Raw genomic sequence first — 12,352 nt, forward strand, 5'->3', positions numbered from 1 at the left:
GGCGCGGGAGGGGCGGAGGCCACTGCCTCAACAGGGCCTCCGACCAGCACTAACCGCTACTTGGACTACTGCTGGGACTGGGACTCGCGCTACTGGAAGAACCGCTTCCGGCACCACTCCCGTTCCCGCTCCCACTCCCTGCCTTGTCCGCGTCGGCCTGGGCCTCCTCGGCCCGCTGGAGCGCGTCCTCAAGGGCCGCCTGTGCCTTGCCGTACGCCTCCCAGTCGCCCTTCTTGAGGGCCGCCTGGCCGTCGTCGAAGGCCTTTTGGGCATCGTTGAGTGCCTCTTGGACCGTCGGATCCTCGGCTGTCGGCGGTGTCGTCGTACCACCGCCCTCGTCCGGTGGCTCGGTCGTCGTGCCCTCCGCCCCGAAGACCTTGTTGAGCGCGGCGTCGAGCGTGTCCTCGAAGGCGGTCTGGCCGCCGTAGGTCACCAACACCTTCCGCAACAGCGGGTACTTGAGGCCGCTGCCGCGGACGTAGACGGGCTCCACGTAGAGCAGGCCTCCGTCGAGCGGCACCGTCAGCAGGTTGCCGTACTCGATCTCCGAGTCGCCGCCTCTCAGCAGCCTGATGGACTCGGCGATGTCCTGTTCGGAGTTGAACTGGCTCTGGACCTGTTTGGGCCCGTCGACGGTTCTGCTCGTCGGCAGCTTCAGGATTCTGATCGTGCCGTAATCACTCGTCCCCGCCTCGGCGTTGACGGCCATGAAGGCACTGAGGTTGTCCCGGCCGTTCGGCGTGAACGTCGTCGTCAGGGAGAACGCCTGCGCCTGCTGGTCGGGCATCTTCATGCTCAGGTAGTACGGGGGCACCGCGTCGCCCGACTTGTTGCTCGGGTCGTCCGGCACCTGCCACACCTCGCTGCCGGAGAGGAACGTCTGCGCGTCCTTCACGTGGTAGCGGGTCAGCAGCTCGCGCTGGACCTTGAACAGGTCCTGCGGGTACCGGAGATGAGCCATCAGGGACGCCGAGATGTCGCTCTTCGGCTCGACCGTGTTCGGGAAGGCCTTCATCCAGGTCTTCAGAACCGGGTCCTTGGTGTCCCACTGGTAGAGCTTGACCTCGCCGGTGTACGCGTCGACGGTCGCCTTCACCGAGTTGCGGATGTAGTTGACCTGGTTCTGCTGGGCCACCACCGCGCGCTGGTTGTTGTTGGCGGTCAGCGAGTCGGCCGTCGTGTCGCCCAGGGTGGTGCGGGAGGCGTACGGATAGCCGTTCGTCGTCGTGTACGCGTCGACGATCCACTGGATCTCACCGTCGACGACAGCCGGGTAGGCGTCACCGTCGATGGTCAGCCAGGGCGCGACCGCCTCGACGCGCTCCTTGGGCGTGCGGTTGTACAGGATCCGCGAACCTTCGCCGATGGCACCGGAGTAGAGGATCTGCGGCTCGCTGAACGCGACGGCGTACGCGGCACGGTTTATCGGGTTGGAGAGGTTGACACCGCTCTTCCCCTTGTAGCTGGTGGTCTTCTCACCGGCGTCGTCGGAGTAGTCGATCTCCTTCTGGGGACCGCCGACGATCGAGTACTGGCTGGTCTTCTCGCCGTAGTAGATCCGCTGCTGGTACGTCCCGAGGTCACCCGTGGACGGCAGGTCGGACTCGGTGAAGACCGGGCGGCCCTCGGCGTCTGCCGTGGTGCCCTTGGCCGCGACCACACCGAAGCCGTGCGTGTAGCGGAAGTGGTCGTTGATCCAGTTGTTCTTCGGAATGCCGTTGAGGTTCAGCTCACGCAGACCGATGACCGTGTCCTGCTCCTTGCCGTCCTTGCTGTAGCGGTCGACGTCGAGGTTGGTCGGGAACGCGTAGTAGTTCCTCATCTGCTGGAGCTGCTGGAACGTCGGCGACACGATGTTCGGGTCGACGATGCGGATGCTCGCCGTCGCGTCGACGTCGTCACGCAGCTTGGTCTTGTCCTCGGTGTCGCTGCGGCCGGGGTACTCGCTGACCTTGGCGTCGTCGATGCCGTACGCCTCGCGCGTCGCCTTGAGGTTCTTGGTGACGTACGGCGCTTCCTTGGCCTGCTCGTTCGGCTGGACCTGGAACTTCTGCACGATCGCCGGGTACAGCCCGCCGATGAGGATGGCCGAGAGGACCATCAGTCCGAAGCCGATGACGGGCAGCTGCCAGGTGCGCCGCCAGAGCGTCGCGAAGAACAGCAGCGAGCAGATGATCGCGATGCAGAACAGGATCGTCTTGGCCGGCAGATAGGCGTTGGCGTCGACGTACCGCAGGCCCGTCCAGTTGCCGGTCGCCTTGAAGTCGCTCGACTTCACCGCGAGGCCGTACCGGTCGAGCCAGTACGCGACCGCCTTCAGGGCGACGAAGAGGCCCAGCAGCACGGACAGATGCCCGGTCGCCGCGGACGTGGCACGGGCTCCCGGGCTGGTGACGCGCAGCCCGCCGTACAGATAGTGGGTCAGGGCCGCGGCGATCAGGGAGAGGATCGTGGTGGCGAAGCCGAAGCCCAGCAGGAAGCGGTACCAGGGCAGGTCGAAGGCGTAGAAGGACACGTCCAGACCGAACTGGGGGTCCTTCTGTCCGAAGGACACTCCGTTGACCCACATCAGCCAGGTCCGCCACTGCCCGGACGCCGAGGCGCCCGCGATGAGGCCGACCAGGGCGGTGATACCGAGCAGCAGCCACTTCTTGTACGGGGCGATGCCCATGCGGTACCGGTCGAGGCTCTGCTGCTCCATCGACATGGCGCTCAGCGGCGGGCGCAGCCGGTGCGCCAGCCAGATGTTCACTCCTACCGCGGTCGCCATCAGCAGACCGAAGACGAAGAACAGTCCGATCTTGGTCCACAGTGTGGTCGTGAAGACCGACGAGTAGTTGACCGAGCGGTACCAGAGCCAGTCCGTCCAGAAACCCGCGAACATGACGAACGCCATGCCGAGTACGGCAAGGACGCCCAGCGTCATGAGCAGGGTCCGGACGCGCCGGGACGGGCGGCCCACTCTGATCCGTGGCCCCTGCGGGCCTCCGCCGCGGTCCGGCATCTGGAAAGCCAAGGTGGCACCTCAAAAGTCGCTGTCGGTCCGTCAGGCCCCCGTGATCGCGGACCATCCGTCAGGCCTCGTGATCGTAGAGGCCTCACCTATGCAACTTACTCACGCTTTACTCGGTTCCCGGTTCGGGCCATGAACGAGGCAGGATTGTGACCATGTCCAACACTCCCATGGCGGCGAACCCGCTCACCCGGGCCGTACTCGAGATCGACGAGTACGTCTCCGGCCTCGGCTGGGACCAGCCGGCCAGGCTCTTCGCCCTAGTAGACACCGCCCGGCTGAAGGTCCAGGAGCCCTCTCTCGCGGCCCAGCTCGGCCTGACCGACGAGCAGGAGGCCGTCGGCCTCACCCCGATCGAGCAGGACGAGATCCCGGCGGGCAAGCCGCTGGACGAGTTCCTCGCCACCATCGCCTGGCCGGACGCGGTGGTCGGCTGCGCGCTCACCGTGGAACGCCTGATGCTGCCGCCGTCCGCCGAGGCGTCGGTGCCGCAGGGACTGAGCGACAAGAAGCTGACGGCCTGGGTCGCCGCGCACCCGGACCGGCAGGAGGTACGGATGACGGTCGCGGTGCTGCGCGACGGCACCCGGGACTCGGCGGTGCGTCTGCGCGAGAAGGACGCGGCGACGGAGGTGCTCACGGGCTCGGGCCTGGTACCGGGCCTGGCGGAGGCCCTGTCGGCGACGTTCGCGGAGTAGCGAAGGAGCGAGTGAGCAGTCCTACGGACTGCTCACTCGGTGCTGCACTTCGGCAGATCGCCGGTGTCTCCGGAGCGGATGTCCTTGAGGGCGCTCAACGCGTCACCGATGGTGCCCACCTTGACGAGCGTGAGCCCCTCGGGGGTGTCCTTGGCGGCGGCCGCGCAGTTGTCGGCGGGCGTCAGGAAGTACTGGGCCCCCTTGTCCCGCGCGCCGACGGTCTTCATCTCGATCCCGCCGATGGGACCGACCTTGCCGTCGTCGTCGATGGTGCCGGTACCGGCCACGAACTTGCCGCCGGTGAGGCTCCCGGACGTCAGCTTGTCGTAGATCCCCAGGGCGAACATCAGCCCCGCACTCGGGCCACCCACGTCGGCGAGCTTGATGTCGATGGTGAACGGGAAGGTGTGATCGGTCCCGGCCGAGATCCCGACGATGGCGCGCTCGGCCCCGTCGTCGTCGGACTTGGCGGTGGTGATGGTGATGTCCTGCGTCTTGGTCGCCGCCCGGTTCGCCTTCTCGGCGGCGGCCTGCTCCGCGGCGGGCACGATGGTGAAGACGACCTTCTCGCCGGCCTTGTGCTTGGTCACCAGCTTGGCGACGTCGGTGGGCTCCTTGACGGTCGTACCGTCGACGGCCTTGATGACATCACCGGCGTGCAGCGCGCCCTCGGCAGGAGACCCCTTGAGCACGGTGGAGACGATCACCCAGGACTGCACAGGAACGTCGAGCTCTTTGAGGGCCGCGACCTTGGCGCTCTCCTGGGACTGACTGAACTCCTCGGCGTTCTCCTGGGTCGACTGCTCCTCGGTCTTGCCGTCCGGGTAGAGCGTGTCGTGCGGCACGACCTTGTTGTCGTGCGCGAGCCATCCGTACACGGCCTCGACGAGGTTCATGTTGTAGTCGGCGCTGGTGACCCGGACGGTGGTCATGTTCAGGTGCCCGGAAGTCGGGTAGGTCTTGCGCCCGGAGATCTGCAGCACCGGCTCGCCGTCGTGGTCCCCGAGTGTGTTCACGGTCGGCCCCGGCGACATCTCCGCGTACGGCACGGTGATGAACACTCCTGCGCAGAGGAGCGCGATCAGCATGAGGGTGGAGGCGAGCATCGTCGCGGTGCGGCGTGGCATGGCACGACAGTACGGGACGGTCCTGTCGGCGCACCGTCAGGGCCGCCCATGCGGTGTCTCAGGTGCGGGACTTCTCCATGGCCTCACGGAACCGCACATAACCATCGAGCTCGGGCCCGTCACCGCGGGTCCTGCGAGTCCGGTTGGCCCAACTTCCCCACAGGCCGGCGCCGATCGCAGCCACCAGCGGAATCAGCAACCAGGCGAGCGCCGCCATGCCGACCTCCCAACCCCAAAGAGTGACCGCAACTGACTGATCAGCAGATTAACCTCCGCTGTGTTAACGCTCACGCCCGGGGGCCGGTTACGCAACCGGAGCCGGGTGGCTCAGCAGGCGCCGACCCATTCCTCGGTCCCGTCGGAGAACGTCTGGTGCTTCCAGATGGGCACTTCGTGCTTGAGGTCGTCGATCAACTTCCGACACGCGGCGAAGGCCTCCCCCCGATGAGGACAGGACACGGCGACAACGACAGCCAGATCCCCCACACGCAAATCCCCAACACGATGCACAGCGGCGAGCGCCCGCACCGGAAACTCGGCGACGACCTTCTCGGCGACACGCCGCATCTCGGCTTCGGCACTGGGATGACACGAATAGCCGAGCGCCTCGACATCGGCACCCCCGTCATGATTCCGCACGGTCCCCACGAAGAGCGCGGTCCCCCCGGCGGAGTCGTCCCCCACGGCCCGAAAAACCTCATCCAGAGAGAGCGCCTCATCCCGAACAGCAAGAAGCTTGATGGGCTCCGAAGCGCCCTGCTCACCAGGATGATCACTGAGAGATGCCATACCCCCATCGTGCCATCTCAGGGCGCGGTCATTTCAGCCCGTCCGGCGTCTGAGGACGAGGCCGTTCAGGCCGAGCTTCTGCCCACCCACCCGCCGCACCCTCCACCACAGCCCCCAGGCACCTCCAGCCCGTCCGGCGCTTGAGGACGAACGCGTTCAGCGCGACAAGGGGGTCTGGGGGCAGCGCCCCCAGGGATGGGACGGGTAGGGGCGGCGGGGGCGAAACAAACCCACCCCACCCCCGGCCCTCAGATCCGCCGCCGAGCCTTCCGAGCCCGCCGAACCACCGCAGCCGCACCCAACAACGCCACCGTCGCCCCAGCAGCCCCCGCCGCAGTCGCATCCTTCCGCCCCAGCCGCCGCCCCACCACGGTATGCCGCCCCGCAACCTCCTCGAGCAGCTCAGCAAGCACCTCCTCATTGCTCCACTGAGGCCGCCACCCCGCATCGTGCAACCGACTCCCGCTCACCACCCACGGATACATCGTGTACGCCAGATCCCCGGCGGGAGACGGCGTGAGCCCGATCCGGTGCAGCCGGGCAGCCGCCCCCAGAGCGACAGCGGACGGCAGCTCCATGCGCCGGATCCCGCTCAGCTCCTCGACCTCCTCCTGCTCCAGCCACCCGTCACACCCGACGGCAAGCTCCCCCTCGACCTTCTCCAGCACCGCGTACTCAAGAGCGCTGCACAGATCCTCGACGTGACAGAACTGCCACGCAGGCCGCGACCCGGCCACGACAAGCAGCCGAGGCGACTCGAAGTACCTGGTCAGAGCGGTGTCCGTGCCTCCGATCAGCACCGCGGGCCGCACGACCGTCACATTGAGCCCGGGATGCGCCCGCGGTGCGCGCCGCGCGAGCCGCTCGATCTCCAGCAGGTCACCGACACCCGTCGCCTCGGCGGTCGCCCGCAGCTCGGCGTCCTCCGCCAGCGGCAGTTCGTTGTCCGGCAGCGCCCCGTAGACCATCGCCGACGTGCACAGCACGACCCGATGGACCCCGGCCGCGGCGGCAGCCGTCAGCACGGTCTGCGTCCCGCGCACGTTGTACGCCGTTCGGGCGGCCCCGTCCGTCTCCAGGTCCAGATCGACGGCCAGATGCACCACGACGTCGGCGCCGCGCAGCTTCTCCGCGATGGCCGGATCCCGTACGTCGATGATGTGCCACTGCGCCGCCGCGCACTCGCCGCGCCGCTCGTCGATGGCGACGACCTGCTTGATCTCCTCGGACGCGGCGAGCCGCTCGGTGAGCAGCGCTCCGATGCCGGTCGCGGCGCCGGTGACCGCGACGACCGGCCCTCGTACGGCCGGGTTGGTTGAGTGGTTTCGCGCTGCGCGAACCTGCGGATCTGGGGAACTCACCGGCGTCTCCAGCGGTTGTCTTCAGTAAGGACGCGCGTGACGCGTACGTACCAGGTGACATCCATCCTGCCGCAGGCCAGGAGTCGGCGGAGCACCGAGCCCCACAACCGGCCGCGGTGTCTAGGCTGGGTGGTGTTGTCGGGCAGCCGCCGTCGAAGAGCCGACGGCCTTACCAGCCGAGGAATCCCGTGAGTGACACCCCATTCGGATTCGGCCTTCCGCCGGAGGAGCCGGAGAACGGCGACGAGGGCAAGAAGAAGGACCAGCAGGGCGGCGGTGGTCAGGGACCGTTCGGTTTCGGACTGCCCGGCTTCGGCGGTCCAGGAGGCGACAATCCGCTCGCAGCCATGTTCGGTTCCATGAACCCCAACGACCTGGGCGCGGCGTTCCAGCAGCTGGGCCAGATGCTCTCGTACGAGGGCGGTCCGGTGAACTGGGACATGGCCAAGCAGATCGCCCGCCAGACGGTCTCCCAGGGGACGTCCGACGGCGTCAAGGACTCAAGCATCGGTCCCGCCGAGCGCACGGCGGTCGAGGAGGCCGTCCGGCTGGCGGACCTGTGGCTGGACGACGCGACGTCGCTGCCGTCCGGTGCGAGTTCCGCCGTGGCGTGGAGCCGCGCGGAGTGGGTCGAGGCGACCCTGCCCGCGTGGAAGGAGCTGGTCGACCCGGTCGCCGAGCGTGTCGGCGCGGCCATGGGCGATGTCCTGCCCGAGGAGATGCAGGCCATGGCGGGCCCGCTGATCGGCATGATGCGCTCCATGGGCGGCGCCATGTTCGGTACGCAGATCGGGCAGGCCGTCGGCGTGCTCGCGGGCGAGGTCGTCGGCTCGACGGACATCGGTCTGCCGCTGGGCCCGGCGGGCCGGGCCGCGCTGCTGCCGGCGAACATCGAGGCGTTCGGCAAGGACCTGGGTGTGCCCCAGGAGGAGGTGCGGCTGTATCTCGCCCTGCGTGAGGCCGCCCACCAGCGCCTCTTCGCCCACGTGCCGTGGCTGCGCTCGCACCTGTTCGGCGCGGTCGAGGGCTACGCGCGCGGGATCAAGGTCGACACGGCCAAGCTGGAGGACGTGGTCGGCCAGTTCGACCCGCAGAACCCGGAGCAGATCCAGGAAGCGCTCCAGCAGGGCATGTTCCAGCCGGAGGACACCCCGGAGCAGAAGGTCGCCCTGGCCCGTCTGGAGACGGCTCTGGCGCTCGTGGAGGGCTGGGTCGACGCGGTGGTCCACGCTGCCGCGAAGCCCCGTCTGACGTCCGCTGACGCGCTGCGCGAGACCCTGCGCCGCCGGCGTGCCTCGGGCGGCCCGGCCGAGCAGACGTTCGCCACGCTGATCGGCCTGGAGCTGCGCCCGCGCCGGTTGCGCGACGCCTCGCGCCTGTGGGCGTCGCTGACGGACGCGCGCGGTGTCGACGGCCGTGACGGCCTGTGGGCCCACCCGGACATGCTGCCGACGGCCTCCGACCTGGACGACCCGGACGGCTTCGTGCACCGCGAGCAGCTGGACTTCTCGGAGCTGGACAAGATGCTCGGCGAGGCGGCGGGCGGCTCCGCCGACAAGCCGAACCTGAAGAAGGACGACGACTCCGAGTGACGCTCCACGGTGACGCGGTCCAGGTGCTGGAGAAGTACGAGGACCAGCAGGATCTCCGTCAGGTCTACCTGGACCATCTGGACGGCCATCCCGACGGGATGTGGAAGGCCTGCAAGGACGGACACATCACGGCCAGCGCTCTGGTGATCGACCCGGAGCGTGAGCGGGTCCTGCTCACGCTCCACAAGAAGCTGCGGATGTGGCTCCAGATGGGCGGGCACTGCGAGCAGGGCGACGACACGCTGGCGGACGCCGCGCTCCGCGAGGCCACGGAGGAGTCCGGCATCCCGTCGCTGCGGCTGCTCCAGAGCACTCCGGTCCGCCTGGACCGGCACCACACGCCCTGTGCCTGGCACCTGGACGTGCAGTACGCCGCCGTGGCTCCGAGGGGAGCCGTGGAGGCGATCAGCGACGAGTCCCTGGACCTGCGCTGGTTCCCGTACGACGAAGTGGCGGGCGTGGCGGACGACTCGGTCGTACGACTGCTCGAAGCGACGCGCGCCAGACTGTGAACGGGTAAGGGGCGACCGCCCATGGTGGTCGCCCCTTACATGTCCGCTCCGGCTAGCTCCAGGCGTTGCCCTGGTTCTGCGCCCGGACCCCCTGCTGCCCCATACCGAACTGGGCGGCGGCGCCCTGGCCGATCTGGGCGTGCTGCGGCGGCAGCAACTCGCTGGGCTGGACCAGCGCGTAGCCGCTGCCCATGAAGCTGAGCTCCCAGCCCTCACCCGTGTTGCCGCGGCGCCGCCACACACCGGAGGTGTGCGTCTGGGCCTGCATCTGCACACGCAGGCCGGTCGACCAGGCGACGATCGCGTCGGCGTCGCAGTTGACGTACTTGTCGGGCGTCACCTGCATCATCAGCGGCGCGCCCGAGGTCATCAGGGCGACCCTGCCGCGGCCGGTGATGTTGAGCTGGTACTTCCCGGAACCGGAGATGCCGTACAGGCTGTCCACGGCGATGACCTCGTGGTGCAGCCCGGAGTCCATCGCCAGTACGTAACTGCTGTCGACCGTCAGCCCGTCCTGTTCCACGTCCACCAGATGGATGTGCTGGGCGAGGTTGGCGAGAAAGACCGTGCCCTGCCCGTGGCAGCGCATCAGGTCCAGGCCCTCGCCCGTGCGGGCGCGGGAGCGGCTCTGGTTGCCGCTCTGGTACTCGGCGTCGAACTCCATCAGGCCCTGGTAGGCGACCATCGTGCCCTTGCGGGCGAGGATGTCGTCGTTGCCCTCCAGGGTGACCCGGAGCATCTGCTTGTTCTGCAAACTCCAGCGTTCCTGGGTCTGCGAGTCGTTGTGCGCGAAAAGTGGGCTCTGCATGGCGTTCTGGCTCCCCCTCAGCCCCGGATCCGGAGACGGTCGGTGCTGTCCTCGCTGGGCTGGACGACGACGATGCCCTGGCCGGAGAAGGCCATCTGGAAGGCCTCGCCACTGCCCCGGCCGATGAGCGACTGCGCCTTGAAGCTGCGCTTGCCCTTCACCTTGAGGTTCGGGGACCAGGCGACGAGCGCGTCCGGGTCGACGTACGTCTCGTCCTCGCCGCCACCGCAGTCGACGACGATCGGCTTGCCCCGGGAGGTCAGCGCGACCCAGCCCTGCCCGGAGATCCTGGTGTTCCACAGGCCCTGCCCGGCGAACTTCGCCAGCCCCTTGACCCGCTCGACGCCCCAGGTGAGGTGTGCGTCGAAGGCGAGCAGGTTGGTGGCGTTGACGGAGATACCGTCGCCGTTGAGGTTGATCACGATCACGTTCGCGCCGTAGTCGGCGAGATAGAGCAGGCCGTCCCCCGAGCACTTCATCAGGGGCGCGCCCTCGCCGGTGGCCCAGTCGCGCGCGATCTGGCGTACGGCCGGCGGGTTGGGCTCGTACTGGACGAAGCCTTCATAGGCGACCATCGACCCCACGCGCGCGAGGAGGTCGTTTCCGGTCTGCATGGCGACCTTCAGCATGTGGTTGCCGTGGTTCTCCATGCGGGCGGTGACGGGTGCGGGAGCGTAGCCCGCGAGCGGCTGGTTCATGACGGGCTCCCTCAGACCTCGTACGGCTGGACGACGATGAAGTTTCCGGGCGCGCCTCGGAACTGGAGGTTGACGCTCTCTCCGGTGTCGCCGGGGTAGGCGTTGCGGCGCATCCGTACCTGGCTGGAGACGACCACCTGGGAGGCGGCCGACCAGGCGACCACTGCGTTGCAGTCGGCGAACGTGGTGGGCGTGACGGGCAGCACCACGGGCGTGCCGTGCGTCTTCACGACGATCGTGCCGGTGCCCTGGAACTGCATCGTGAACAGAGCGCCGCCGGGAATGCCGTGTCCCTCGACGCGGCGGACCTCGTACTGGAGGCTCTCGTCGAAGGCGAGGACGTTCTCGGCGGAGACGCAGATCGCGTCTCCCTGGAGCTCCACGGGGTGCAGATGGGTGGAGTTGTCGGCGAGGAACACCTGGCCCTGGCCGGTACAGCGCATCAGCTGCATCTCCTGGCCGGTCGCGTTGCCCACGATCCGGCCGGCGAATCCGGCGCCCTTGTAGCTGAAGTCGACCTTGCCCTGGTAGAGCACCATGCTGCCCTGCCGGGCCAGCACGGGCTGGCCGCCGACGCCCAGGTCGACACGGATCAGCTTCTTGCTCTGCGGTGTCCAGCGCTGCCCGGTCGGCGTCTCCTTGAACTGCTGGAGCGCGGCTGTGACACCGGGGTTCTGCCCGGCGCCCTGCGGCACCCCGTAGGAGGCCTGCGGGCCGGGGACCTGCCCGAACGGCGGCTGCTGGCCGAAGCCGGGAGGGCTGGGAGGACCGGGAGGAGCCTGGGGCGGCTGCGGCTGGCCGTAGCCGGGGGGCAGCGTTCCGGTCTGACCGGGTACCTGGCCGTACGGAGCCTGCGGGGGCTGGGGAGCCTGCGGAGGTACCGGCTGTCCGTAGGGCGCGGGGGCCGGAGCCGGGGGCGGCACCTGGGCACCGCCGGGCGGTGTCATGGGCGCGACGATCGTGGGAGCCGCGTGCATCGACGGCGCGGGGGCCGGAGCCGGGGGCGCGGGGGTTGCCGGAGGGGGCGCGAAACCCTGGGCGGCGGGCTGCGGAGCGGCCGGGGCCGGCGCCGGAACGCCGAACGCGGGAGGCGCGAACCCGGGAGCGGCAGCGGGCTGGGGCTGCTGCGGCTCAGGGGTCTCCTCCTCGGCGACCTCCCCGCCGAAGTTCTTCAGCAGCGCGTCGAGGCCGCCGTCGAAACCCTGTCCGACCGCGGCGAACCGCCACACGTCCTTCAGGTAGAAGTCGCCCAGCATCACGGCCCGCTCGGTGGAGAACTCCGAGCCGTCGAAGGAGTAGCGGGCCACCTCCTCGCCGCCGGCGACGATACGGACGTATCCGGGGGCGATCTGCGACATCTGCCCGGCGCCGTCGAGCGTGGCCGTGAACGACAGTTTCTGGATCTGCGGCGGGATCCGGTCGAGCGTGACGCGGAAGGACTCCGTGTCGCCCGCCTGAGCGCCCAGGAGCTGGATGGACTCCTCGGGAGACTTCGGCTGGTTGAAGAAGACGAAGTACCGGTCGTCCGAGAGCTGTTCGTCGGCGTCGAGGCCGAAGCAGCTGATGTCGAAGGTCAGCCCCGGTCCGGAGATCTGCACGCCTACGTACAGATCCGTGCCCGCGGTGAGATCACTGATCCTGGCCTTGTGGCCGCGCTGGAATTCCCTGGCCATGCGTACCGACCGTCCCCCATCCCGAATGCCGAATGCGTCGGGTCAGGCTAACGGCTAATTCCGGCCGTGACCGAGGCCGGT

The 12,352-nt window shown here is 68.7% G+C and carries 11 protein-coding genes and 1 pseudogene; 3 read left to right on the forward strand and 9 right to left on the reverse strand.

All coding sequences use genetic code 11. The annotated features are described in order from the left end of the window. Positions 1-49: 49 nt before the first annotated feature. Positions 50-3,004 (reverse strand): UPF0182 family protein, encoded by a 2,955-nt coding sequence (locus tag OG787_RS15055; protein ID WP_369033628.1) that lies wholly within the window; start codon positions 3,002-3,004, stop codon positions 50-52. A gap of 164 nt (positions 3,005-3,168) precedes the next feature. Here OG787_RS15055 and OG787_RS15060 point away from each other — a divergent pair, with 164 nt between their 5' ends. Beyond that, positions 3,169-3,711, forward strand: coding sequence for a PPA1309 family protein (locus OG787_RS15060; protein WP_369033548.1), 543 nt, complete (start codon positions 3,169-3,171; stop codon positions 3,709-3,711). A 32-nt stretch (positions 3,712-3,743) separates the two neighbouring features. Here the strand turns inward: OG787_RS15060 and OG787_RS15065 are convergent, their stop codons facing one another. The 5 genes and pseudogenes from OG787_RS15065 to OG787_RS15085 form a co-directional block, all read right to left on the reverse strand. Then, positions 3,744-4,838: a PDZ domain-containing protein gene (locus OG787_RS15065; protein ID WP_405535482.1), complete on the reverse strand. Its 1,095-nt coding sequence runs from the start codon at positions 4,836-4,838 to the stop codon at positions 3,744-3,746. 58 nt (positions 4,839-4,896) lie between these two features. Further along, entirely contained in the window at positions 4,897-5,055 is a 159-nt protein-coding gene (locus OG787_RS15070; protein ID WP_189147013.1) for a hypothetical protein, read from the reverse strand. A 110-nt stretch (positions 5,056-5,165) separates the two neighbouring features. After that, positions 5,166-5,627, reverse strand: a complete 462-nt coding sequence (locus tag OG787_RS15075; protein ID WP_369033546.1) for a molybdenum cofactor biosynthesis protein MoaE — start codon at positions 5,625-5,627, stop codon at positions 5,166-5,168. A 31-nt stretch (positions 5,628-5,658) separates the two neighbouring features. Further along, positions 5,659-5,904: pseudogene (locus OG787_RS15080) on the reverse strand (hypothetical protein); the annotation flags it as partial. Next, positions 5,876-6,988, reverse strand: coding sequence for an SDR family oxidoreductase (locus OG787_RS15085; protein ID WP_369036314.1), 1,113 nt, complete (start codon positions 6,986-6,988; stop codon positions 5,876-5,878). The gene OG787_RS15085 and the pseudogene OG787_RS15080, both read right to left, overlap by 29 nt. A gap of 188 nt (positions 6,989-7,176) precedes the next feature. On the opposite strand from OG787_RS15085, the gene OG787_RS15090 reads away from it, so the two are divergent. Both OG787_RS15090 and OG787_RS15095 read left to right on the forward strand, forming a co-directional pair. After that, positions 7,177-8,580 (forward strand): zinc-dependent metalloprotease, encoded by a 1,404-nt coding sequence (locus OG787_RS15090; RefSeq protein ID WP_405535483.1) that lies wholly within the window; start codon positions 7,177-7,179, stop codon positions 8,578-8,580. Continuing rightward, a complete protein-coding gene (locus OG787_RS15095) occupies positions 8,577-9,092 on the forward strand; it encodes an NUDIX hydrolase (RefSeq protein ID WP_405535484.1) in 516 nt (171 codons plus the stop codon). Before OG787_RS15090 ends, OG787_RS15095 begins: the two co-directional genes overlap by 4 nt. A gap of 52 nt (positions 9,093-9,144) precedes the next feature. On the opposite strand, the gene OG787_RS15100 is transcribed toward OG787_RS15095, so the two are convergent. The 3 genes from OG787_RS15100 to OG787_RS15110 are packed head-to-tail and all read right to left on the reverse strand — an operon-like array spanning position 9,145 to position 12,271. Further along, the gene (locus tag OG787_RS15100; protein ID WP_405535485.1) at positions 9,145-9,900 is read right to left on the reverse strand and encodes an AIM24 family protein; all 756 of its coding nucleotides are present in this window, start codon (positions 9,898-9,900) and stop codon (positions 9,145-9,147) included. Between the two features lie 17 nt (positions 9,901-9,917). Further along, positions 9,918-10,598, reverse strand: a complete 681-nt coding sequence (locus OG787_RS15105; protein ID WP_369036318.1) for an AIM24 family protein — start codon at positions 10,596-10,598, stop codon at positions 9,918-9,920. Between the two features lie 11 nt (positions 10,599-10,609). Next, the gene (locus OG787_RS15110) at positions 10,610-12,271 is read right to left on the reverse strand and encodes a TerD family protein (RefSeq protein ID WP_405535486.1); all 1,662 of its coding nucleotides are present in this window, start codon (positions 12,269-12,271) and stop codon (positions 10,610-10,612) included. Between the last annotated feature and the right edge of the window lie 81 nt (positions 12,272-12,352).

The organism is Streptomyces sp. NBC_00075, from assembly GCF_045041225.1.
Classification (GTDB): domain Bacteria; phylum Actinomycetota; class Actinomycetes; order Streptomycetales; family Streptomycetaceae; genus Streptomyces; species Streptomyces adonidis.

What these genes read in the sequence shown, in the direction of transcription:
- OG787_RS15065 (WP_405535482.1), bottom strand. Translation starts at nt 4,838, where the DNA reads ATGCCACGCCGCACCGCGACGATGCTCGCCTCCACCCTCATGCTGATC.
- OG787_RS15075 (WP_369033546.1), bottom strand. Translation starts at nt 5,627, where the DNA reads ATGGCATCTCTCAGTGATCATCCTGGTGAGCAGGGCGCTTCGGAGCCC.
- OG787_RS15070 (WP_189147013.1), bottom strand. Translation starts at nt 5,055, where the DNA reads ATGGCGGCGCTCGCCTGGTTGCTGATTCCGCTGGTGGCTGCGATCGGC.
- OG787_RS15100 (WP_405535485.1), bottom strand. Translation starts at nt 9,900, where the DNA reads ATGCAGAGCCCACTTTTCGCGCACAACGACTCGCAGACCCAGGAACGC.
- OG787_RS15055 (WP_369033628.1), bottom strand. Translation starts at nt 3,004, where the DNA reads ATGCCGGACCGCGGCGGAGGCCCGCAGGGGCCACGGATCAGAGTGGGC.
- OG787_RS15105 (WP_369036318.1), bottom strand. Translation starts at nt 10,598, where the DNA reads ATGAACCAGCCGCTCGCGGGCTACGCTCCCGCACCCGTCACCGCCCGC.
- OG787_RS15060 (WP_369033548.1), top strand. Translation starts at nt 3,169, where the DNA reads ATGTCCAACACTCCCATGGCGGCGAACCCGCTCACCCGGGCCGTACTC.
- OG787_RS15110 (WP_405535486.1), bottom strand. Translation starts at nt 12,271, where the DNA reads ATGGCCAGGGAATTCCAGCGCGGCCACAAGGCCAGGATCAGTGATCTC.